Origin of the sequence: Reyranella sp., assembly GCF_965228225.1 — a bacterium.
Classification (GTDB): Bacteria; Pseudomonadota; Alphaproteobacteria; order Reyranellales; family Reyranellaceae; genus Reyranella.
The window spans coordinates 2623274-2645168 of record NZ_OZ245801.1; the positions used below are offsets into that span (position 1 = coordinate 2623274).

Annotated in this window: 21 protein-coding genes and 1 tRNA gene; 8 read left to right on the top strand and 14 right to left on the bottom strand. The window is 67.7% G+C overall.

Going from position 1 to position 21895, the window contains the following annotated elements; genetic code table 11:
- Position 1 precedes the first annotated feature (1 nt).
- From ACO07K_RS12610 to ACO07K_RS12645, 8 genes are all read left to right on the top strand, one after another.
- Complete coding sequence (locus ACO07K_RS12610) at positions 2-1576, top strand: ABC transporter substrate-binding protein (RefSeq protein WP_422036285.1); 1575 nt, start codon at positions 2-4, stop codon at positions 1574-1576.
- Positions 1577-1610: 34 nt separating this feature from the next.
- The gene (locus ACO07K_RS12615; RefSeq protein ID WP_422036286.1) at positions 1611-3074 is read left to right on the top strand and encodes an amidohydrolase family protein; all 1464 of its coding nucleotides are present in this window, start codon (positions 1611-1613) and stop codon (positions 3072-3074) included.
- Positions 3075-3114: 40 nt separating this feature from the next.
- The gene (locus ACO07K_RS12620; protein ID WP_422036287.1) at positions 3115-4158 is read left to right on the top strand and encodes an ABC transporter ATP-binding protein; all 1044 of its coding nucleotides are present in this window, start codon (positions 3115-3117) and stop codon (positions 4156-4158) included.
- Positions 4155-5231: an ABC transporter ATP-binding protein gene (locus tag ACO07K_RS12625; RefSeq protein ID WP_422036288.1), complete on the top strand. Its 1077-nt coding sequence runs from the start codon at positions 4155-4157 to the stop codon at positions 5229-5231. The genes ACO07K_RS12620 and ACO07K_RS12625 overlap by 4 nt, the downstream gene beginning before the upstream one ends.
- A gap of 54 nt (positions 5232-5285) precedes the next feature.
- A complete protein-coding gene (locus ACO07K_RS12630) occupies positions 5286-5804 on the top strand; it encodes a sigma-70 family RNA polymerase sigma factor (RefSeq protein WP_422036289.1) in 519 nt (172 codons plus the stop codon).
- Positions 5805-5892: 88 nt separating this feature from the next.
- Positions 5893-6876: a FecR family protein gene (locus tag ACO07K_RS12635; RefSeq protein ID WP_422036290.1), complete on the top strand. Its 984-nt coding sequence runs from the start codon at positions 5893-5895 to the stop codon at positions 6874-6876.
- A 114-nt stretch (positions 6877-6990) separates the two neighbouring features.
- A complete protein-coding gene (locus tag ACO07K_RS12640) occupies positions 6991-9432 on the top strand; it encodes a TonB-dependent siderophore receptor (protein WP_422036291.1) in 2442 nt (813 codons plus the stop codon).
- 8 nt (positions 9433-9440) lie between these two features.
- Entirely contained in the window at positions 9441-10757 is a 1317-nt protein-coding gene (locus tag ACO07K_RS12645) for a PepSY-associated TM helix domain-containing protein (protein WP_422036292.1), read from the top strand.
- 42 nt (positions 10758-10799) lie between these two features.
- Here the strand turns inward: ACO07K_RS12645 and ACO07K_RS12650 are convergent, their stop codons facing one another.
- The 14 genes from ACO07K_RS12650 to hscB all read right to left on the bottom strand — a co-directional run bounded on the left by ACO07K_RS12650 (position 10800) and on the right by hscB (position 21893).
- Positions 10800-11564 (bottom strand): hypothetical protein, encoded by a 765-nt coding sequence (locus ACO07K_RS12650; protein ID WP_422036293.1) that lies wholly within the window; start codon positions 11562-11564, stop codon positions 10800-10802.
- A gap of 8 nt (positions 11565-11572) precedes the next feature.
- Positions 11573-12595, bottom strand: a complete 1023-nt coding sequence (locus ACO07K_RS12655) for an NAD(P)/FAD-dependent oxidoreductase (RefSeq protein ID WP_422036294.1) — start codon at positions 12593-12595, stop codon at positions 11573-11575.
- 80 nt (positions 12596-12675) lie between these two features.
- Positions 12676-12752, bottom strand: a tRNA-Met gene (locus ACO07K_RS12660).
- Between the two features lie 52 nt (positions 12753-12804).
- Positions 12805-13365 (bottom strand): hypothetical protein, encoded by a 561-nt coding sequence (locus ACO07K_RS12665; RefSeq protein WP_422036295.1) that lies wholly within the window; start codon positions 13363-13365, stop codon positions 12805-12807.
- A 15-nt stretch (positions 13366-13380) separates the two neighbouring features.
- Positions 13381-14169, bottom strand: coding sequence for an ATP-grasp domain-containing protein (locus ACO07K_RS12670; RefSeq protein WP_422036296.1), 789 nt, complete (start codon positions 14167-14169; stop codon positions 13381-13383).
- Between the two features lie 11 nt (positions 14170-14180).
- On the bottom strand, positions 14181-15464 hold the full coding sequence (locus ACO07K_RS12675; RefSeq protein ID WP_422036297.1) for an alkaline phosphatase family protein: 1284 nt from the start codon (positions 15462-15464) through the stop codon (positions 14181-14183).
- A gap of 19 nt (positions 15465-15483) precedes the next feature.
- Positions 15484-16482 carry a Bug family tripartite tricarboxylate transporter substrate binding protein gene (locus ACO07K_RS12680; protein ID WP_422036298.1) on the bottom strand — a complete coding sequence of 333 codons (999 nt, stop codon included), beginning with the start codon at positions 16480-16482 and terminating at the stop codon, positions 15484-15486.
- 43 nt (positions 16483-16525) lie between these two features.
- Positions 16526-17665 carry a tRNA 2-thiouridine(34) synthase MnmA gene (mnmA, locus tag ACO07K_RS12685; protein WP_422036299.1) on the bottom strand — a complete coding sequence of 380 codons (1140 nt, stop codon included), beginning with the start codon at positions 17663-17665 and terminating at the stop codon, positions 16526-16528.
- Positions 17666-17710: 45 nt separating this feature from the next.
- Complete coding sequence (locus tag ACO07K_RS12690; RefSeq protein WP_298304828.1) at positions 17711-18238, bottom strand: hypothetical protein; 528 nt, start codon at positions 18236-18238, stop codon at positions 17711-17713.
- Between the two features lie 35 nt (positions 18239-18273).
- Positions 18274-18846 (bottom strand): hypothetical protein, encoded by a 573-nt coding sequence (locus tag ACO07K_RS12695; RefSeq protein WP_422036300.1) that lies wholly within the window; start codon positions 18844-18846, stop codon positions 18274-18276.
- Positions 18847-18918: 72 nt separating this feature from the next.
- On the bottom strand, positions 18919-19125 hold the full coding sequence (gene iscX, locus ACO07K_RS12700) for a Fe-S cluster assembly protein IscX (protein WP_422036301.1): 207 nt from the start codon (positions 19123-19125) through the stop codon (positions 18919-18921).
- A 9-nt stretch (positions 19126-19134) separates the two neighbouring features.
- The gene (locus tag ACO07K_RS12705; RefSeq protein ID WP_298304819.1) at positions 19135-19470 is read right to left on the bottom strand and encodes a ferredoxin family 2Fe-2S iron-sulfur cluster binding protein; all 336 of its coding nucleotides are present in this window, start codon (positions 19468-19470) and stop codon (positions 19135-19137) included.
- An 18-nt stretch (positions 19471-19488) separates the two neighbouring features.
- Positions 19489-21384 (bottom strand): Fe-S protein assembly chaperone HscA, encoded by a 1896-nt coding sequence (gene hscA / locus ACO07K_RS12710; protein WP_422036302.1) that lies wholly within the window; start codon positions 21382-21384, stop codon positions 19489-19491.
- Positions 21381-21893: a Fe-S protein assembly co-chaperone HscB gene (hscB, locus tag ACO07K_RS12715; protein WP_422036303.1), complete on the bottom strand. Its 513-nt coding sequence runs from the start codon at positions 21891-21893 to the stop codon at positions 21381-21383. Before hscB ends, hscA begins: the two co-directional genes overlap by 4 nt.
- Between the last annotated feature and the right edge of the window lie 2 nt (positions 21894-21895).

Here is a 21895-nt window from a genome sequence, read left to right on the forward strand (position 1 = left end):
CATGAAGAAGCTGACAGTGGCGGCACTGGCCGCGGTCGCCGTGACCGGCATGGCGGTGCCGGCGATGGCGCAGAAGAGCGTGACGATCGTGCGCGAGATCGACACCGATCGCTACGATCCGCACAAGTCGACCGCCCGGTCGGGCGCCGAGGTCATCTACATGATGGGTGACACGATGGTGAACCTCGACTTCGACATGAAGACGTTGAAGCCGGGCCTCGCCAAGAGCTGGAGCGTGTCGCCCGACGGCCTCACCTACACGTTCAAGATCCGCGACGACGTCACCTTCTGCAGCGGCAAGAAGATGACGGCGAAGGACATCGTCGCCACCTACGAACGCTGGCTCGATCCGGAGACCAAGGGTCTCGTGAAGTGGCGCATGGGCGACGTCGACAAGGTGACCGCACCCGACGACTTCACGGTCGAGTACAAGCTCAAGAAGCCGTTCTCCGAGCTGCTCTACCAGATGACGCAGTACTTCCACACGGTTCTGAACATCGACCAGGCCAAGCAGCTCGGAGCCGACTTCGGCGTGAAGGGCTTCGACGGCACCGGTCCCTACTGCTTCGAGAGCTGGACGCCGCGCGACTCGACGGTCCTCTCCAAGCACAAGGGCTACAAGTGGGGCCCGCCGATCTACGACTACACCGAGGCCCAGGTCGACAAGGTGATCTGGAAGGTGGTGCCGGAAGAGAACACACGCGTCACCGCGCTGCAGGCCGGCCAGGCCGACGCCAGCCAGTATGTGCCCTACTGGTCGATCAAGGAGCTGCAGGCCAACAAGAACCTCTCGGTGACCAAGGCCGAGAACTTCTTCTGGACCTACTTCATCGGCTTCAAGGTCGACAAGGAACTGGTCAACGACGTGCGCGTGCGCCAGGCGATGAACCTCGCGGTCGACCAGAAGGCGATCACCGAGGCCGTGACCTTCGGCTTCGCCGACCCGGCGTCGACGATGCTGATGCCCAACGTCCTCGACTTCAACGGCAAGCTGAACAAGGCGGCCTACGGCGAGAACATCAAGGAGGCCGACAGGCTGCTCGACGAGGCGGGCTGGAAGAAGGGTCCGGACGGCTTCCGCTACAAGGACGGCAAGAAGCTGGCGCCGCTGATCTACGGCATCTCCGGTGCCTTCAAGGAGATCGCCGAGGCGGTGCAGGGCGATCTGCGCAAGGTCGGCGTCGACCTGCAGATCCAGTTGTTCGACGCGACGGTCGCCTGGGGCAAGCTGGCCACGCAGGAGTTCGATGCCTTCGGCATGAGCTTCCCCTATGTCAGCGCCGGTGACGCAATGAACCTCTACTTCCGCTCGACCAATGCGCCGACACCGAACCGCATGAACTGGAAGGACAAGGAAACCGACGAGCTGCTCGACAAGGGTTCGACCGCCCTCGACGAGGCAACCCGGGCGACGGCCTACCAGGCCGTGCAGCAGAAGGTGCACGATGCCTTCGTCTGGATCCCGTTGTTCCACGAGCCGTTGTTCGTCGTGGCGGGCGCCAAGCTGAAGCCCATCAAGGCCCACGGCAACTATGGCTGCGGTCTCTACAAGGGCCTGGGCCTCGCCTACAAATAGCCAGCAGACAGCAAGCAACCGGAGCGAAGCGCTTATGAAGACGACCAAGATCGCCGGCCTCGACCACGTCGTTGCGTGGGACGAGGCCGAAGGGCGGCACGTCTATCTCGAGAACGCCGATCTCGTGTTCAAGGGCAACGAGATCGCCCATGTCGGACCGGGTTACACGGGCCCGGTCGACACGACCATCGACGGCAAGGGGATGATGGCCATCCCCGGCCTCGTCAACGTTCACAGCCATCCCTTCTCCGAGCCCGCCAACAAGGGCCTCACCGAGGAGTATGGCAGCGACAAGCTCGGCCAGAGCTCCCTCTACGAATATCTGACGGTGTTCGGCCTCAACCCCGAGGATGCCGGTCCCTCCTCCAGGGTCGCGGTCTCGGAGCTTCTGAAGAGCGGCGTGACGACCATCACCGATCTTTCGATGGCGCGCGAAGGTTGGGCGGACGACCTGGCCTCCACGGGCATCCGCGCCGTCGTCTGTCCGATGATGCGCCAGGGCGTCTGGTACACGAAGAACGGCCACACTGTTGAGTATGCCTGGGACGAGAAGGCCGGCGAGAAGGCCTTCGAAGCCTCGATGGCGACGCTCGACGAGGCGGCAAAACATCCCAGCGGCCGCATCTCCGGCATGGTCGGCCCGGCCCAGATCGACACCTGCCGCGAGGGATTCTTCAAGGAGGCGCTGCAGGAGGCCCGGCGTCGCGGTCTGCCGATGCAGACCCATGCCTGCCAGGCCGTCGTCGAGTTCCATGAGATGGTCCATCGCCACGGCAAGACGCCCATCGAATGGCTCGACTCGATCGGCGTGCTGGGGCCCGACCTCATCATCGGCCATGGCATCTTCCTGAACGACCATCCGCAGATCCACTATCCGCACGCCAACGACTTCGAGCGGCTGCGCGATTCGGGGGCCTCGGTGGCGCACTGCCCGACCGTCTTCGCGCGGCGCGGCATGGTGATGAACTCGATCGGCCGCTACATGGATGCGGGCATCACGGTCGGCATCGGCACCGACACCTTCCCGCACAACATGCTCGATGAGATGCGGCTGGTCTGCTACCTCGCCCGCGCCATCACCATGAACTACAAGATGGGCACGACGCGGCACGCCTTCGAGGCGGCCACGATCGGCGGCGCCAAAATGCTCCGCCGGCCCGATCTCGGGCGGCTCGCACCGGGCTGCAAGGCCGACTTCTCGCTGGTCGACATGAGCCATCCCTACATGCAGCCGGCGCACGAGCCGGTGCGCAGCCTGATCTACTCGGCCGGCGACCGCGCCATCCGCCACGTCTACGTCGACGGCACGCAGGTGGTGAAGGACGGCCAGGTCCTGACGGTCGATGTCGAGGCCGCCACCGCGGGCCTGGTCGAAGGCCAGCGCAAGCGGCTCGAAACGGTGAGCCAGCGCGACTGGGCCGGCCGCACCGCCGATCAGCTTGCGCCCCCGGTCTATGGCACGCGCGATCGCCTGCCGCAGTCGCGGCCGGTGACCTGACCATGACGCAGTCTGTCATCCCGAGCGAAGCGAGGGACCTTTGACGCAACAGGAAGGGTCCCTCGGCCTGCGGCCTCGGGATGACAAGAGTGCGCTCCTCGAGGTCAAAGGCCTGCGCACGGAGTTCCGCTCCGGCGGCAGTTCGTTCGCGGCCGTCGACGGCATCAGCTTCTCGCTGGCGCCCGGCGAGACGCTGGGCATCGTGGGCGAATCCGGTTGCGGCAAGTCGGTGACGTCGCTCTCGATCATGCGGCTGGTGCCCAACCCGCCCGGCCGCATCACCGCGGGAGAGATCAAACTGCAGGGTCGCAATCTCCTCGACCTGCCGGAGAGCGACATGCGCGCCGTGCGCGGCGACGACATCGCCATGATCTTCCAGGAGCCGATGACCAGCCTCAACCCGGTGCAGACGGTGGGCGATCAGATCATCGAGGCGGTCCAGCTGCACCGCTCGCTCGGCGCCGCCGGAGCGCGCGCCCGCGCACTCGAAATGCTGCAGCTGGTGAAGATCCCCTCGCCCGAGACCCGGCTCGACGAATATCCGCACCAGCTTTCCGGCGGCATGCGCCAGCGCGTGATGATCGCCATGGCGCTGGCCTGCGATCCCAAACTGCTGATCGCCGACGAGCCAACCACCGCGCTCGACGTCACCATCCAGGCGCAGATCCTCGACCTGCTGCGCGACCTGCGCGAGCGAACGGGTACGGCGATCATGCTGATCACGCACGATCTCGGTGTCGTCGCCGAACTCGCGCATCGTGTGATCGTCATGTATGCCGGCCGGATCGTCGAGGAAGCGCCGGTCGACCTGCTGTTCGCCGACCCGCAACACCCCTACACGCTGGGCCTGCTGGGCTCGATCCCGCGGCTCGGCAGCGACGGCGACGAGCGCCTCACCGCCATCGAGGGCGTCGTGCCCAATCCCTACGCCCTGCCGCCCGGCTGCCGCTTCAGCCCGCGCTGTCCGCTGGCCGACACACGCTGCCGCGCCGAGCAGCCCACCTTGCGCGAGATCGCGCCCGGCCACCGCGCCGCCTGCTGGAAGGCGCCCCTCGATCTCGTCCTGGCCGAGGCCGCCGAATGACCACCGAGCCCCTCCTCTCCGTCTCCGGCCTCACCAAGCACTTCCCGGTGAAGCGCGGCATCGTCTTCCAGAGCGCCGTCGGCACCGTGCGCGCCGTCGACGGACTCTCCTTCGACGTGGCCCCGGGCGAAACGCTGGCGCTGGTGGGCGAATCGGGCTGCGGCAAGTCGACGACCGGCCGCCTGGTGCTGCGCCTGATCGAGGCCACCGAGGGCACCATCCGCTTCGCCGGCCGCGACGTACGCGGCCTGTCGCGCAGCGCGCTGCGCGACCTGCGGCGCGACATGCAGATCATCTTCCAGGACCCCTACGCCTCGCTGAACCCGCGCCTCACCGTCGGGGAGACCTTGGCTGAACCGCTCCGCCTGCATGGGCTCGCCTCGGGCGCGGCCCTGCGCAAGCGCATCGACGAGCTGCTGGGCGAGGTCGGCCTGTCGGCCTGGCACGCGCTGCGCTACCCGCACGAATTCTCCGGCGGCCAGCGCCAGCGCATCGGCATCGCCCGGGCGCTGGCCTCGCAGCCCAAGCTGATCGTCTGCGACGAGCCGGTCTCGGCGCTCGACGTGTCGATCCAGGCCCAGGTCATCAACCTGATGCAGGACCTGAAGGACAAGTTTGGCCTCTCCTACATCTTCATCGCCCACGATCTCGCCGTCGTGCGCCACATCTCCGACCGAGTCGCCGTCATGTATCTCGGCAAGATCGTCGAGCTGGCGCCCAAGCGCAGCCTGTTCGCGCGGCCGCGTCACCCCTACACCCAGGCCCTGCTGTCGGCCGTCCCGGTGCCCGACCCGACCGCGCAGCGCGCGCGCATCCGCCTGGCCGGCGACGTGCCCAGCCCGCTCAATCCGCCCAAGGGCTGCCGCTTCCACACGCGCTGCGCCCACGCCCAGGATCGCTGTCGCATGGAGGAGCCCCTGCTTCGTCCCCTGCAGGACGGCGACGGTGCCGAAGGTCAGGTCGTCGCCTGCCACTTCGCCGAGAGCATCGTGCCGCCCACTCTGGTCCCGGAGAACGATCCGCCCTACGCCCGCCGCCTGGCCGCCCTGCGCAAACTCTCCGCGGCGGCGTAGATTGGATAACGCGCGTCAATTGCGAACCGTTCGCACTCGCGATATGATCCAGGCGTGCCATCAGAAGCTACGACCGCGCTGTTCACGGAGCACCGACGTTCGCTGATCGACTACGCGACCGGAATCGTCGGCTCGCGCGCCGAAGCGGAGGACGTGGTGCAGGAGGCCTGGCTGCGTTTCGACGCGGTGTCGCGGCGCCAGCTTCTCGACGAGCCGCTGAGCTACCTCTACCGGATCGTCCGCAACCTCGCGATCGACGGCCGCCGCAAGCAGGGCCGCGAGGAGCGCCACATCGTTGCGGGCACGGCCTCGCTGCTCGACGGGATCGCCGAGGACCGGCCCTCTCCCGAGGCGGAAGTCTTGGCCCGCAGCGAACTGCAGGCCCTGCAGGCCGCCCTGCTCGAACTGCCGGAGCGGACGCGGATCGCCGTCGAGATGCACCGGATGGGCGGCGCGACGCTGAAGGAGATCGCCGCCTACCTCGGAGTCTCGATCGGACTGGCCCATTCGCTGGTGATCGACGGCCTCGAACATTGCCGTGCCCGCCTCGCGCGCGTGGCGCCCGACCGGTAATCGGTCCCCGAAATCGAACTTTCCCTGAAATTCCGCCCCTTGCCCGTCGTGTAGGAAGTGCGGGAGTTGCGCCCGCCCGCAGGAAAGCATGGCCGACAGACGAGAAGTCGCGAACGACGAGATGCCCGATACCGCCAGCAAGTGGCTTCTGGCCCTTGCCGAGCGGCCGGACGACGGTGCGCTGCGGGCTGCCTTCGAGCATTGGCACGGCGCGAGCGCCGACAACGCGCGCGACTGGCTGGAGATGAACCGGACGGCAACGCTGCTCGCGACCTCGGTGCCGCCCCGCGAGCCGGGTTGGGCCGAGTTCCTGAGACAGCGCCGCGCCGCCGAAGCCCGCCGGCAACGTCGTCGCCGCACGATTGGCGGCGGACTGGCCGCGCTCGCGACGGCGGCCTGCCTGCTGCTCTTCTTCCAGGGCAGCACCCTGCTTCTTCGATTCGAGGCCGACCACGTAACCGCGAGCGCGGAGCAGCGCCGCCTCGACCTCGCCGACGGCACGCATGTCGTGCTGGCGCCGCAAAGCGCCATCGTCGCCGAATACTCGACCGGCGAGCGGCGCGTGAAGCTGCTGAAGGGCGCCGCCTTCTTCGAGGTCGCGAACGAGCCACGCCCATTCGCCGTAGAGGCGCGCGGCGTCGTCGCGCGCGATGTCGGTACTGCCTTCGAGGTCAGACTCGGCGCAGACGCCGTCGAGGTGGCCGTACGGGATGGCATCGTCGACGTCATGGCGCCGAACATCACCAGAGCGGAGCGCCTGCTCGCCGGGCAATGGGCACAGGTGAGGCACACGGGAGCCGTCGGCCGCGGGCAGGCGCCGCGCGACCTGGTCGCGGCCTGGACGGCCGGACAGCTCGTCGTGAAGAACCAGCCGGTGAGCGAAGTGATCGACGCGCTGCGTCCGTACTTCGACGGCGTCGTCGTCCTGCATGGGCGGAAGCTCGCCGCCGAGCCGCTCACCGGCATCTACAACCTGGCCGATCCCGTGGGCGCCCTGCGTGCCGTGGCGCGTGCCCAGGGCGCGTCGCTGCACCAGATCTCGCCCTGGCTGATCGTCGTCACGGGCGACTGAGGATTTTCTTCGGCGAAATCTGAAAACGGGGCGCCGCGCCGTCGTGTCGAGATCGGGGGCTGTTGATGCGTCGCCTGTCGCCATCGTGCGCGGTCCTCGAACGGAGCGACGCGCATGCATTCGATGAGGACGGCGATCGGACTGGCACTGGCAGCAGGACTCGGCACGACCGGCCTGCCCGCCCTGGCGCAGAGCCCACCCCCGCAGTCACCCGGCGCAGCGGTGCCCCGGGTCTTCACTTTCGACATCCCCGCGCAGCCGCTGGCGGATGCGCTTGCGCAGTTCGGTCGCCAGAGCGGCCTGCAGGTCTCCGCCCATGGCGACCTGCTGCGGGGCCTGTCGTCACCCCCCGTCAGCGGCACCCTGACCGCCGATGGCGCGCTCGGTCGCCTGCTCGGCGGCAGCGGCATTCTCTATTCGGTAAGCGGCAACACCGTCATCCTGCAAAAGTCCGGTGCATCCAACGTCCAGGGCGCCCTGCAACTCGATCCGGTGCAGGTGCAGGGCGCGTTCCCGGTGCCGAGCCAGGCCCTGATCGACAACGTTCCGGCGCCCTATGCCGGCGGCCAGGTGGCGACCGGCGCGCAGCTTGGCCTGCTGGGCAATCGCGGCGTAATGGACACGCCCTTCAACCAGACGAGCTATACCGCGCAGAAGGCGCAGAACCAGCAGGCACGCACGGTGCGCGACGTGCTGATCGACGATCCGTCGGTGCGCACGGTGTGGCCATCGGGCGGCAGCCTCGACGAGGCCATGTGGATCCGCGGCTTCTATGTCGGCAGCCTCGACACCTCGTTCAACGGCCTCTACGGGATGCTGCCCGTCGCCTCCGTGGCCGCGGAGCTGCCGGAGCGCGTCGAAATCCTGAAAGGCCCGAGCGCCATGCTCACCGGCATGGCCCCGGGCGGTGCGATCGGCGGCACGGTCAACGTGGTCCCGAAGCGCGCCGGCAGCGAGCCGCTCAACCAGGTGACAGCGGGGTACGCCTATTCCGGTCAGTTCGGCGCCCATGTCGATGTCGGGCGGCGCGTCGGCGACGACCAGCAGTTCGGCGCGCGCTTCAACGGCGTGTTCCGCGCCGGCAATACCGCGATCGAACGCAACACCGAACAGGTCGGCCTGGCCTCGCTCGGGCTCGACTTCCGCGGCGACAATGTCCGCCTCTCGCTGGATCTCGGCTTCCAGTCCCAGGTCATAGGTGGCCTCGTCTCCTATGTGCAGCCGGCCGCCGGCGTGGCGATGCCGGCTGCGCCGTCGAACGGCTCCAATTTCGGCCAGACCTGGACGAACACCGACAAGAAGGACCTGTTCGCGGTGTTGCGCGGCGAAGTCGATCTGACGGAGAGCATCACCGCCTACGCCGCCCTCGGCGCCCATGACAACAAGGTGAGCAGCTTCTCCGGCGGCAATCCCGTGGCAACCAACGCCAATGGCGACATCACGCAGACCCCCTTCAAGCAGGACGTCTACAACAGCTTCTGGAGCGGCGAGGCCGGCCTCCGGGCGAAGGTGCCGACCGGCCCCATCGACCACGAGTTTGCCCTCTCGGCCATGGCCTTCCGGCAGGAATCGGGTGCGGGGTCGGCGGTCGGCACGACCTTCACGTCGAACATCTACCGGCCCAACCTGATTGCGCAGCAGAACCTGCCAAATCCTGGCGCCAACAAGACCGGTCTCACGGTGCTGTCGGGTTTCGCCTTCGCCGACACACTCTCGGTCGCCGACAAGCGACTCCAGATCACCGCCGGCGGCCGTCTGCAGAACGTGAAGACGGCCAACTACGACCCGGTCTCGGGCGCGGAGACCTCGACCTACGATGCGAGCGCCTTCTCGCCGTCGGTGGCGCTGGTCTTCAAGCCGTGGAGCAACGTCTCCATCTACGGCAACTGGATCCAGGGCCTGCAGCCCGGCCAGCTCGTGCCGGCGGGCTTCGCCAATGCCGGCGAAACCTTCGCGCCGTTCAAGTCGACGCAGTTCGAGGTCGGCGTGAAGATCGACTGGGGCAAGCTCACGACCACGGTGAGCGCCTTCCAGATCGCGCAGCCCAGCGCCATCACCGACACGGCGACGAATACCCTCACGCTGGCCGGCCAGCAGCGCAACCGCGGCCTGGAGTTCAACGTGTTCGGCGAACCCGTGCCCGGCGTCCGGCTGCTGGGCGGCGCGATGCTGCTCGAGGCGATCATCACCCAGTCGCAGGGCGGCACGAACGATGGATGGCAGGCGTTCGGCAGTCCCGGCCTGCAGATCAATCTCGGCGGCGAGTGGGACCTGCCGTTCGCGCCGGGCCTCACCCTGAACGGGCGCGTCATCTACACCGCCGCGCAGTACATCGACCTCGACTACCCGCGCCGCACGATTCCCGACTGGACGCGCATCGACGTCGGCGCGCGCTACGTGTTCGAGAATGCAAAGAGCCCAACCGGCCATCCGGTCGCTCTGCGCTTCAACGTCGAGAATCTGTTCGATGCGCAGTACTGGGGCACAGCCTATTACGGCTATGCGATCCAGGGCTCGCCCCGCACCTTCCGGCTCTCGGCCACCGCCGACTTCTAGGCGACCGCATGCGGTTTGCCTTCGTCCTCGCACATCGCTGGCTCGGCCTCGCCCTCGCGACGTTCCTGTTCGTGGCCGGACTCACCGGTGCGGTCATCTCGTGGGACCACGAACTGGACGGCATACTGAACCCGCACCTCGTCCGGGCCCAGACCTCGGGCCCGGCCTTGCCACCGCTCGATCTGGCGGCGATTGCCGAGCAGCGCGACCCGCGAATCCGCGTCTCCTACGTTCCTCTGATTCTGGAACCAGGCGAGTCGCTCGCGCTCAGCATCCTGCCGCGCACGGATCCGACGAGCGGCCGGCCCCATGAGCTCGGCTTCAACCAGCTCTTCCTCGATCCAGCCACCGGCGCAGAGCTGGGCCGCCGGGACTGGGGCGCGCCCTGGCCGGTCACGCGCGAGAACCTCGTCTCGTTCCTCTACGAGCTGCACTACTCGCTCCACTTTCCGGAGATGTGGGGCATCGACGAGTGGGGCATCTGGCTGATGGGCATCGTGGCCCTCGTCTGGACCGTCGACTGCTTCATCGGCTTCTACCTGACGCTGCCGGCGCGCCGCCGTGCGACCGCCGGTGCAAGGCCACAGCCCCTCCGCTGGAAAGACTGGGCCGGGCGGTGGGCGCCCGCCTGGAAGATCAAGCGCGGCGCCAGCGCCTGGCGTATCAACTTCGACATTCACCGCGCCTTCGGGCTCTGGACCTGGGCGCTGCTTTTCATCGTCGCCTTCACCGGCTTTTCGCTCAATCTCCATCGCGAGATCTTCTTCCCGCTGATGCAGATGGTCTCGAGCGTGACGCCGACGCCGTTCGAGGGGCACAGGCCCGGCGACGGCAAACATCCGATCGAACCGCAGGTCGGCTACGCGGACATCGTGGAGATCGCGCGACACGAGGCGGCCCAGCGCGGCTGGCAGTCGCCGGTTGCCGGGATCTACTACGCGCCCAGCTGGGGCATCCATACCGTGCAGTTCTCGCACACCAGCCGGAACCGCACCGAGGCCGGGATGCATCCGACACGCCTGTTCCTCGACGCGAAGGGCGCCGTGCTGGGCGAGCGCGTCCCGTGGACCGGCACGGCCGCCGACCTCTTCGTGCAGGCGCAGTTTCCCCTCCATTCCGGCCGCATCCTGGGCACGGCCGGCCGACTCGCCATCTCGGTGATGGGGATCGTCGTCTCCGCTCTGTCCGTAACCGGGGTGGTCATCTGGTATCGCAAACGCTTTGCGCGGAGGCGATCTGAGCGCACGGGCAGGCCCGCCTGGGCCGTCGGAAAAATCCAAGTCATGGCCGATAAACGAAATAAACGAAATAAACGAAATAACTGAAGCCAATGTCGCAGCCCCTGGATCGGGTGCCGCGGCGACCGCTTACGCAATAATATTGCTCGTCCAATCGAGCGGAATCACTTCTTCGACGAAAGCGTCCAGGACGAGATCGTCAAACGATCCAAGATGCCAGAGGCAATTCACGTCGAGCGTGAGGAACGGCCTGTCCCACCATCGCGCGACGATCTCCTGCAGCTGTTCCGCTTCGGCAGCCGCGAGGTGATCGGTGAGATTGTAGAGCCCCACGAGGTAGAGATCCGTTTCCGGCCTCCCGAGACTCCGCTGGATCAGGCGCAGCAGGTTCATGCCGTTCCGATACTCTGGGTAGACGCGCAGATAGAGGCGGCCGACGTTGATGGTGCCGGAGAACAGGCCGCGCACCTCGACACGCAAAGGACCGACGTGCCTGAGAGCGGCCCTCTCCTCGTCGGGAATGCGGTACGGCACATCCTTCGACAGAGATCCGCAGATCGTTGCATGGAGTCTCTCCCGGCGCTTCGGCAGCAGGTCCCAGGCGATCTTGTTGGCGAAGGGCGAGTGCCTGAGTTCGCCTTCGAGCTCCTGATACGCGGCGGACTTCTCCAGCTCGTCCGGAGGGATCGGCAGGACCAACGAGAAAGCCCGTTCGTGCCGTCCCATGCGGTAGCTTGCACCGGGCCGCGACGGGATGACGGCGGGATGATCCGGCGCGATCAGAGGCAGGTGCGCCAGACGATAGGCCTCGTCCAGCCTGAGCCTCTCTCCGCGAACGAACCGCGTCCGGCTCCGGAGATAGCCCAGTTCCGAATCGGGACAAAAGACGTCCACGCCGAGTCCTAGGCGTCGGGCACGCCCGAGGTCGTCGAATACTCGAAGTGCAGCGGCGTCTCGGGATGGATCAGCGCATAGGCCGAGCGCGCCGCGATCGCGGCCTCCGCGAAGCCCGTCAGGATCAGCTTCAGCTTACCCGGATAGGTGACGACGTCGCCCACGCCGAAGATGCCGGCCTTGCTCGTCGCGGCCGTCGCGGGGTCGACCTCGACCTGATTGCGCTCCAGCGCCAGGCCCCAGTCGGCGATCGGCCCCAGCGACATCGACAGGCCGAAGAACGGCAGCAGCACGTCGGCCTCGATGCGCCTGGTCTCGCCCTCCATGGTGGCGACGGTGACCGCCGTGAGCTGGCCGCCTGCGCCTTCGAGCCCGTGGAGCTGGTACGGCACGACCAGATCGATCCTGCCCGCCTTCGCCAGGGCCTTGAGCTTCGCCTCGCTGTCGGGTGCGGCGCGGAACCGGTCGCGGCGGTGGATCACCGACACGCGGCTGGCGATCTCGGCCAGCGACAATGCCCAGTCGACCGCGGTGTCGCCGCCACCCGCGATCACCACCCGCTTGCCGCGGAAAGTCTCGCGCTGAGTGACGTAGTAGAAAACGCTGCGGCCCTCGTAGGCTTCGATGCCGGGCAACGGCGGACGGTTGGGCCCGAACGCGCCGACGCCCGCGGCGACGATCACCGCCTTGGCCTGCAGCACGGTGCCCTTGGAGGTCGTCACCCGCCAGAAGCCCCCGGTCAGCGGCTCCAGCGCCTGAACCTGCTCGCCCAGGTGATAGACCGGCCGGAAGGCCGCCGCCTGGGCCTTGAGCCGGACGATCAACTCGGCCGCCTCGATGCGGGGAAAGCCCGGTATGTCGTAGATCGGCTTCTCGGGATACAGCGCCGTGCACTGTCCGCCCGGATCGTCGAGCACGTCGACGACATGGCAGTTGAGGCGGACCATGCCGCACTCGAAGACGGAAAAGAGGCCGACCGGCCCCGCCCCTATGATGATGACGTCGGTCTGCTGTGTGTGTCCGGTGGCCATGGTCTAAATTGGCGCAGATGATGCGCAAATGAAAGGCCCCCGGCCGCGCACGCGAAGCGCGCAGAACCGGGGGCCGGAATTGGTAGCTGGGGGCGGACTTGAACCGCCGACCCCGGCATTATGAGTGCCGTGCTCTAACCAGCTGAGCTACCCAGCCATGGGTGGGCGCTTTTATGCGGCGGGGGCGTAATCTGTCAAGAAAGGTGCAGCTAGGGCCGCGCTCCCGGGCGCGTCCCGCTGATCCCGTGTGCGGGCGGCACCGGAATATCCTGAAACTCAGTCAGGCGGCCGTCCGTAAACGTCGCTCGATAGCCAGTTCCCACGTTGTATTGCTCCCGGGTCATCGGTGGAGGCCCCAACAGCCGTCCTACCTCCTCAATCGACGCTCCGATCGCTAGTTTGCCGGGTGGGGCGGGACTCGAGGTCGATGCTTCATCAGTGACGAAGGTAGCGTCTATCAACGCGTGATCTGTCCCCGGCACATGCTCCGTCCTTGCAATGACGGTGACCTTTCCGCCCCGAAAACAGACTCTTTGGCTGACGTTGCCGGCCGGGTAGATCCAGCACGTCTCCACACTCTGCCCCATGATGGCGTCGACCTGCTGGCGAGACATACCGATCACCACACGTTCGGCGCTTCGGTCGCCTTTGGGCTCCTGCGACAAAGGGACGAAGACGACATCGGTGTTTGGATCAGCGGGCCGGACGCGAGGTGAACAGGCGGCCAGCAAAATGCCGATGACGGCAATGATGTAGTGCTGCGACCGCATCGGTTCTCGATTCTCCTACCTGAATTCCATCTGCTCTATTGCCGTAACAAGCTTCTGTATGTCCGCCGCGTACAGCCCGGCCGAGCCCAGATTGTTGACCTCGATCACGTGCAAGTCACGGGTCGGCCCCATGCTGATGTCCAGGGCGTAGGCCCGTTGCGGCTGCCAGGGATGTGCGGCAAGCCTCTCCGCAAACGCGACGACTTCCAGATCGCTGTGGCTCTCGTAGGTGACCCGCGGACCACGCTTGTAGAGGGAATTGGTGACCACCCGGCCATCGACGACCCAGAACCGATGCTCCTCAGCGATCTCTCTCAACGGACCGATGACGATGTGCGTATCGGGCTGGATGGAGGGCTCGACCTCCGGATCGTCCCAGAGTTTCCTGACCTGGGCATGCCATTCCAGGAATTCATCCCGGTTCGTGGGCCCGGCCTTCCAGAGCTTGTTGTCCTCGGCTGGCCGGCAAAAGAACTGGGCAGGCAGCGAGGAGACCGGCACGTCGGCGAAGCGCCATACCGCAGCCGCCGCGTTCAGCATCGCGTCGCCCCAGTTGCGAACATAGGCGAGATGGTCGTGCTCCACCTCCAGCACTCCAGGTACCCAGCCCTTTCGCCGCGCTTCGTGGCGGATTGCATAGGCGCCGATCACGATGACATCTCCGACCGGGTTCACTTCCGGCACGAGCTTCCAGTCATCGCCCAGGTCATGGAAGCTGTGCGGGATCCCCAGCCGAGGCAGAGTCTCGGCGAGTTCGCGAACGCCCGGCTCGGTCCGCATCGCGTTCTGGATGATCCAATGCATCGCCGACAGAACTAGGCGCTGAGCGGGGCGCCGTCCATGTCGTCCACGGCCTCTCCCAGAAAGCGAAGGATGGTCGGTGCGATGTCGACGAGGCTGGTCGGGCGGCCGGCCTCGCCCTGGCCGAAGCCGGGATGGATGAAGGTCAGGAACGGCCGGGTTTCGGCCGGTCCCAGGCCGCCATGATGGCCGCAGCCGATTTCCGGCGTGCCCTCGCCGTCCTCGACCAGCCAGCGCGTGCCGGGAACGCCATGGTCATTGAGTTCGTCATGACGAGTCGTGTCCACCGCGGCCACCAGCGCGTCCGCCGTCAGACCGGTCGCGGCCAGCGCCTCGCCGGTCAGGATCGAACCGGCCCACGGCTCGCGGCGCATCTTCGGCAGCAGATCGTCGACCGCCGCCCTTGCCGCGCCGGTCGCGTAGATCAGCGCCGACGTGCCCTGAGAGGCGACGCCGATGCGGCCTTCCTTCAAGTCGGCGGCGAGGCCGTTTTCGGCCAGCCAGTTGCCGATATGGACGGAGCGCCCGATGGTTTCGTGGCCGTGGTCCGATCCGACCACGAGCAACGTGTCGAACCGGTTCTCATGCGCCTCCACCGTCTCGATGACCTGCGCCACCAGCCGGTCGGTGACCTCCAGCGCCTGGAGATGCTCGGGTGAGCCCAGCGGGTCGTGGTGCAGGGTGAGGTCGGGGTTCGCGAGCCACAGGATCGCCAGCCTGAAATCCGCCGACGGGATGACTTCCTCGCAGAAGCGTCGCGTCATCTCGATATCGCCGTCGAGATCGTGGCTCACGTCGAGATGAGCGTCGCCGGTCAGCGAGGAGCCGCCGGGGCCGAACGAGCCGGCGCGATGCAGCACCGTGCCGAAATGATCGGGGTCGAGGAAGTAGGCCGCGCCCGGCGAGACGTTCGAATAGGCGACCTGGCCGCCCGAATTCGCCAGCCGCTCGGCCATGGTGGGCACGCGCAGGGTGCGGCCCGTCACGCGGCGCATGGTCTCGCGGAAGGACGGCGCGCCGACATTGTGCACGGTGATCCGGCCCCCCTCGACCAGCGCCATCTGGTTGCCTTCGAGCCCGTGCCGGCCGGGAAAGCAGCCGGTCGCGATCGAGGCGGCAGAGACGCGCGTGACCGAGGGAAAGACCGCGCGATGGTCGCCGGCGCGACGATGGCCGGCCAGCAGGCGCGCCAGGGTCGGCGTGTGCATTTCGCTGACCCACTCGGCGCCGAGGCCGTCGCACACGATCAGGATCGCCCTGCGGCGCCGGGAAGCGTTCATCAGACCATGATAGACCATGCCCGCCCTCGGGGAATCGTCATTCCGGCTGGATGCCTGCCTGCGAAACGATGCGATCGCTCTTCGCGACCTCGTCCAGCACGAACTGGCGGAACTGTTCGGCCGTCGAGCCGACGGGCACCGCGCCCTGGTCGCGCAGGGCGCTCTGGACCTCAGCGGCCGCGAGCGCGCCGACCAGGCCGATGCGCAGCCTGTCGACGATCTCCTGCGAGGTGCCCTTCGGCACCGCGACACCGACCCAGGTGTTGAACTCGTAGCCGGCAAAGCCCAGCTCGGCCATGGTCGGCACGTCGGGCAAAGCCTCCGAACGGACCGCCGACGTCACGGCGAGCGCGCGCAGCTTGCCCGAGCGGACCAGCGGCACGGCCGGTGGCACGCTGCTCACGGCCATATTGATGTGTCCACCCACTGCATCCTGCACCAACGGGCCCGAGCCCTTGTAGGGAATGTGCAGGAACCTGGCCTTGGCCATGCTCGACAGGAGTTCGGCCGCGAGATGCTGCGGGCTGCCGCTGCCGATCGATCCGTAGCTGACCGTGTCGGGCCTGGCGCGCGCGGCCTCGATCAGCTCCTGCAGCGACGCTTTGGAGCTCGCCGGTGCCACGAAGACCAGGGGGAAGGTCGCCACCAGCGTCACCGGCTCGAAGTCGGTGCGCGGGTCGTAGGTCATGTTCTTGAACAGGCTGGCGTTGATCGCCATCTCGCTCGCCGCGCCGAACAGGACCGTGTAGCCGTCGGCCGGCGCCTTCGCGACGCTGGCGGCGCCGATCATGCCGGTGGCGCCGGGCTTGTTCTCGATGACCACCGTCTGGCCGAGCACGTCCGACAGGCGTGCCGCCATCGCGCGGCCGGTGATGTCGGTGCCGCCGCCCGGCGGATAGGGAATGATCAGCTTGACCGGCTTGGCGGGATAGGTGTCCGCGCGAACGGCGGACGGTGCCGCCGCCGAAAAGGCCAGAAGGAGCGCCGCGAGGGAATCGCGACGCGAGAAAGGACGCTGGGTGATGTCGCTCGTCATGCCCGGCCTTATCCGGGCAACCGGTGACGCGGCGGTTACAGGTTCATGGCGAACGTCGGATGAAGCCGCCGCCCAACACGCGACTGCCTGTCGCGGCGTCGTAAACCACGCAGGCCTGTCCGGGCGAGACGCCGACTTCCGGCTCTGCGAAACGCACGACCGCCCCCTCGCCCGTCAGCTCGATCTCGGCAGGCCGCAGGGACTGGCTGGAGCGCACGCGGACCTGCACCGCCAGACGTCCCGCGTGAGGAACATCCAGCCAGTTCACGTCATACAGCGTGATCTCGTCACGGCCGAGCGCCGACCTCGGGCCCACGACCACACGGCGCGTCTTGGGCTCCAGGCGCACGACATAGAGAGGATCATTGTCGGTGCCGTCGCGCCCGCCCAGCGCCAGGCCACGACGCTGGCCGACCGTGTAGCGGACGATCCCCTCGTGACGGCCCACCACGTTGCCCGCCATGTCGACGATGTCGCCCGGTTCCACGGCCTCCGGTCGCAGCTTCTGCACGACCGACGCGTAGTTGCCGTGAGGCACGAAGCAGATGTCCTGACTGTCGGGCTTGTCGGCGACCGCGAGATCGAAGCGTCCGGCCAGCGCGCGCGTCTCGCTCTTGGGCAGATCGCCCAACGGGAAACGCAGAAACTCGAGCTGCTCCCGCGTGGTGCCGAACAGGAAGTAGCTCTGGTCGCGCGCCGGGTCGACGCCGCGATGAAGCTCCGGGCCCGCCTCGCCCATCACTCGACGGACGTAGTGGCCCGTCGCCAGGGCCTCGGCGCCGAGCTCGCGCGCCGTCCGCAGCAGGTCGCGGAACTTCACGGTTCGATTGCAGGCGATGCACGGAACCGGCGTCTCGCCCCGTGCATAGGCGTCGGCAAAGGACTCCATCACCTCGGCGCGGAAGCGGCTCTCATAGTCGAGCACATAATGCGGGATCGATAGGCGCTCGGCGACCTGGCGCGCATCCTGGATGTCCTGGCCGGCGCAGCAGGCCCCCGTCTTCCCCACCGCGACACCGTGATCGTAGAGCTGGAGGGTGACGCCCACGACGTCATAGCCCTGCTCCTTGAGCAGGGCCGCCGTCACCGACGAGTCCACGCCGCCCGACATGGCGACGACCACGCGGGTGCTCGCGGGCGCCTTGTCGATGCCGAGAGAGTTGAGGGAGGAAAGGGGGGACATGGCGGGGCCTATATAGGCCTCGCTCCCTGCCCCCGCCAGCCGCGGCTAGTCGCGGCGGGTACCAGTGTCGCGCACGACCTTGGCGACGCCGTTGCGGTCGTAGACGATGGCGACACGGTCGCCCATCTGGATGTCGCCGTCGTCGGGCTGGGCGACCGTCACGCGCTGCCCGTCGTCGCGCTGGACCGTGATCTCGATGCCGCGCCGGGGTGCGTTCTGATCGACCGCCGTCCCGGCAATGCCGCCCGCTATGGCGCCCAGAAGGCCGCCGACCACGGCGCCCCCCGCCGAATTGGTGATGGCACCGCCGGCCACGGCGCCGCCCACGGCGCCGAGGCCGCCGCCGATCAGCGTGCCGTCGCTCACGCCGGACCCCCGGTTGCCGCGAACCTGCACTTCGCGGATCGAGACCACCCGTCCCTGCTCGCCGCGGTAGGTCGCGCCCTGCGCGGAGGTGTTGACCACGCCCGGCTGAACCGCGCCGCTGGTGCCGTTACAGGCACTCAACCCCATCGCGAGGACGGCGGGAACGAGAAGGCCGACGCGCCATTTGCCGAACATCTGAAGAGACACCTTTCGTACTCTCGATCAAAACGAACGTGAGGAATTCAATCCGGGTTGCGCGACGTATCGCGTACGACGCGCGCGACGCCGCGATCATCCTGCACGACCTGTACGCGGTCGCCGAGCTGAACGTCCCCGTCGTCGCGCTGCGCAACGGTCACGCTCTGCCCATCGTCGCGTTGCACCGTCACTTCGATGCCCCGGCCACCGCTGCGCTGCCCGTCGGCGATGGTGCCTGCGATCGCGCCCCCCACCGTACCGAGCAGGAGTCCGACGAGACCACCCCCCACCGTCTGGCTGGTGATCGCGCCGATCGTGGCGCCGACACCGCCGCCGATGAGGCCGCCCATGAGCGCGCCATTGCCGCCGCCGGACCCACCGCCGGCGCCTGCCAAACCGACCTCGCGAATAGAGACGACGCGGCCCGGTCCACCGACCGGCGCGCTGTAGGCGACCTGCGTCGGCGCTCCCGGCGGCGGAGGCGCACTCGCCTGGCCGCCATAGACCGGCGCCGTCGAACTCACGATGCCGGGCTGAACGGCGTTGGACGCGCAAGCGCCCAGTCCCGCTGCCAGCACCAGCGGCAGCAGCAGCGGACGCACTCTCGTCGCGATCATGGGGACCCCTCCCGGATCATCGTGTGTCACCCATATTTCCGGCCAAATTACGGCGTCTGGCAAGCGCCGAGGCTAGTCGCGCTCGTCGATCCAGGCGGCTTGGATCGCCTCGAGGATCTTCTCGTTCGAGCGCCCGGCATCGTCCTCGAAATCGGGCAGTTCCATCACCCAGCGATGCAGGTCGGTGAAGCGCAGGTTGACGTTGTCGGCGTCGGGATGGCGCTCCTCGAGCTCGATCGCGATGTCCTGCACGTCGGTCCAGCGCAGCTTCCGGGCCATCGGCCTCTCCTACTTGTCGACCATCATGTTGCGGGTCGCCGCGGGCAGCTTGACGACGAGACCGTCCAGCGCCTCCGTCATGCGGATCTGGCACCCCAGACGGGAGGTATGTGTGAGACCGAACGCAAGGTCGAGCATGTCCTCCTCGTCGTCGCTGGCGGGGGCCAGTTTCTCGAACCACACGCCCTCGACCACGACGTGGCAGGTCGAGCAGGCCAGCGAGCCCTCGCAGGCGCCTTCGATGTCGACATGGTTGCGGTGCGCGATCTCGAGCACGGAGAGGCCCAGCGGCGCGTCGACTTCCTTGCGCGTCCCGTCCCTCAGGATAAACGTCATCTTCGGCATGTCCCGATCTCGCTCCGCTTAGTCGCCGACCCGGCTTTCGAGGTCGCCCATCGACATGCCCGACAGCGCCTCGCGAATGCCGCGGTCCATCCGCCGCTCCGCGAAGGGCTTGGACAGCGTCTCGAGCGCCTCGGCCGCCGCATTGATCTCGTCCCGGCTTTCGCCTTCCATCGCCGCTTCCAGCCGCGTCCGCGCCTCGTCGATCGCCGCGCGCTCCTCGGCCGCCAGCAATCCGCCATCCTTCGCGAGGGCAGCCTCCAACGCCAGCAGACCGCGCCGTGCCTCGACCCTCGCCTCGGTCAGCAGGCGCAGGTTCATGTCGGCCTCGGCATTGTCCATGCTGTCGTAGAGCATGTCGGCCATGTCCTCGTGGCTGAGGCCGTAGGACGGCTTGACCTCGACCCGCTGCGCCACGCCGGTCGTGCGCTCCTCGGCCGAGACCGTGAGCAGCCCGTCGGCATCGACGGCGAAGCTCACGCGGATGCGCGCCGCACCGGCGGTCATCGGGGGAATGCCCGACAGTTCGAAGCGGGCCAGGCTGCGGCAGTCCGCGACCATCTCGCGTTCGCCCTGGACGACATGAATGGCCATCGCGCCCTGGCCGTCCTCGTAGGTCGTGAAATCCTGCGCCAGCTGCGCCGGGATCGGTGTGTTGCGCGGCACGATCTTCTCGACGATGCCGCCCATCGTCTCGAGGCCGAGCGACAGCGGCGTGACGTCGAGCAGCAGCGTGTCGCCGCCGCCGGTCAAGGCCTCGGCCTGCAGCGCCGCGCCCAGCGCGACGACCTCGTCGGGATCGATGTCGGTCAGCGGCGGCTTGCCGATCATCCCGGCGACCTTGGCACGCACCAGCGGCACGCGCGTCGAACCGCCGACCAGAACCACGCCCTCGATCTCGGTTGCGACCATGCCGGCATCGGCCAGCACGTTGCGGGATATCTCCAGGGTGCGAGCGACGGGAGCCTCCACCATCGCATCGAACTCGGCGCGGGTCAGCGCATGGAACGAAGGTGTGCCGGCAATCTCGAGCCGGCCCGAGGTCTGGTCGCGGTCGGAAAGCTGTTCCTTCATATGCCGGGCCAGCGCCAGCGCCGACTTCACGGCCGTCTCGTCGACCTCGTCGGCCAGGCCATCACGCTTGCGCTCCGCCAGCAGGCGCTCGGCGATGGCACGATCGAAATCGTCGCCGCCCAGGGCCGTGTCACCGCCGGTCGCAAGCACCTGGAACACGCCCTTCTCCAGCCGCAGCAGCGAGAAGTCGAAGGTACCGCCGCCCAGATCGTAGACCGCGTAGAGTCCCTCCGAGCCCTTGTCGAGGCCATAGGCCAGCGCGGCCGCCGTCGGCTCGTTGACCAGCCGCAGAACTTCGAGGCCGGCAACGCGCGCGGCATCCCGGGTCGCGGTGCGGGCGGCATCGTCGAAATAGGCGGGCACGGTGATGACCGCGCGCTCGACCGGCTTTTCGAGGGCCGCCTCGGCGCGAGTCCGCAGCGCCTTGAGGATCTCGGCGGAAATCTCGACCGGCGAACGCGCCCTGCCGCCGATGCGAAGCTTGACCATGTCGGTCTCGCCGGTTCCCGGTTCGACCTCGTAGGGCAGTACGCCGGCCACCGCATGGAGATCGCCGGCACCACGGCCCATCAGGCGCTTGATCGAGGCCACGACGTTGCGCGGCTCGCGGGCCGTGAAGGCGCGTGCCTCGTCTCCGACCAGCACGCCACCCGCTTCGGGATAGGCCACCACCGACGGTACGAGCGCCCTGCCCGTCTCGTCATGGAGCGCCGCCGGCTTGCCGTCGCGGGCGATGGCGACCACGGAATTGGTCGTGCCGAGATCGATGCCGACCGCCAGCGAGCCCTCGCCGGCATGCGGCAAGGGCGTTTCGCCCGGCTCGTGGATCTCCAGCAAGGTCATGCGCTCGACCGATCAAGATTCATACGTCGTGCCCGCGCTTCCTCGGCGAATTTGTCGAGGTAACGCAGGCGAAGGAGGGCCTTTCTGAGGGCGGCCCTGTCGTTTGCCAAGAACAAACTGCCCAGCCCCGCCAGCGCCTTCTGCACGTCCGCACGGGCCTGCGCGGCCAGCCGATCGACGGCTTCCGCCGAGGTTGCTTCGTGCAGCGCCTCGCGCGCGTCCATGGCTTCCATCAGCAGGTCCGGGTCGTCGATCGTCTTGCCGTCGCCCGGCAGGTCCACGCCGACCATCCCGGCCATATAGAAGGCGCGGCTCAGCGGATCCTTCAGCGTCCGATAGGCTTCATTGACCGAGGCGGCCTCGGCCGAGGCCCGCGCCCGCTCGTCGGGCGGCCTGGACACGAACCGGTCGGGATGCCACTGCCGCTGAAGGCCGAAATAGGCCCGGTCCAGCGCAGCCGCGTCGAGATCGAGCGCCGCAGGCAATCCCAGCCGCGCGAAATGATCCATGG

Coding starts and splice junctions, on each gene's coding strand:
- ACO07K_RS12625 (WP_422036288.1), top strand. CDS start 4,155: ATGACCACCGAGCCCCTCCTCTCCGTCTCCGGCCTCACCAAGCACTTC.
- ACO07K_RS12695 (WP_422036300.1), bottom strand. CDS start 18,846: ATGATCGCGACGAGAGTGCGTCCGCTGCTGCTGCCGCTGGTGCTGGCA.
- mnmA (WP_422036299.1), bottom strand. CDS start 17,665: ATGTCCCCCCTTTCCTCCCTCAACTCTCTCGGCATCGACAAGGCGCCC.
- ACO07K_RS12670 (WP_422036296.1), bottom strand. CDS start 14,169: ATGCATTGGATCATCCAGAACGCGATGCGGACCGAGCCGGGCGTTCGC.
- ACO07K_RS12675 (WP_422036297.1), bottom strand. CDS start 15,464: ATGGTCTATCATGGTCTGATGAACGCTTCCCGGCGCCGCAGGGCGATC.
- ACO07K_RS12705 (WP_298304819.1), bottom strand. CDS start 19,470: ATGCCGAAGATGACGTTTATCCTGAGGGACGGGACGCGCAAGGAAGTC.
- ACO07K_RS12665 (WP_422036295.1), bottom strand. CDS start 13,365: ATGCGGTCGCAGCACTACATCATTGCCGTCATCGGCATTTTGCTGGCC.
- hscA (WP_422036302.1), bottom strand. CDS start 21,384: ATGACCTTGCTGGAGATCCACGAGCCGGGCGAAACGCCCTTGCCGCAT.
- ACO07K_RS12655 (WP_422036294.1), bottom strand. CDS start 12,595: ATGGCCACCGGACACACACAGCAGACCGACGTCATCATCATAGGGGCG.
- ACO07K_RS12680 (WP_422036298.1), bottom strand. CDS start 16,482: ATGACGAGCGACATCACCCAGCGTCCTTTCTCGCGTCGCGATTCCCTC.
- iscX (WP_422036301.1), bottom strand. CDS start 19,125: ATGGCCCGGAAGCTGCGCTGGACCGACGTGCAGGACATCGCGATCGAG.
- hscB (WP_422036303.1), bottom strand. CDS start 21,893: ATGGATCATTTCGCGCGGCTGGGATTGCCTGCGGCGCTCGATCTCGAC.
- ACO07K_RS12615 (WP_422036286.1), top strand. CDS start 1,611: ATGAAGACGACCAAGATCGCCGGCCTCGACCACGTCGTTGCGTGGGAC.
- ACO07K_RS12610 (WP_422036285.1), top strand. CDS start 2: ATGAAGAAGCTGACAGTGGCGGCACTGGCCGCGGTCGCCGTGACCGGC.
- ACO07K_RS12645 (WP_422036292.1), top strand. CDS start 9,441: ATGCGGTTTGCCTTCGTCCTCGCACATCGCTGGCTCGGCCTCGCCCTC.
- ACO07K_RS12635 (WP_422036290.1), top strand. CDS start 5,893: ATGGCCGACAGACGAGAAGTCGCGAACGACGAGATGCCCGATACCGCC.
- ACO07K_RS12640 (WP_422036291.1), top strand. CDS start 6,991: ATGCATTCGATGAGGACGGCGATCGGACTGGCACTGGCAGCAGGACTC.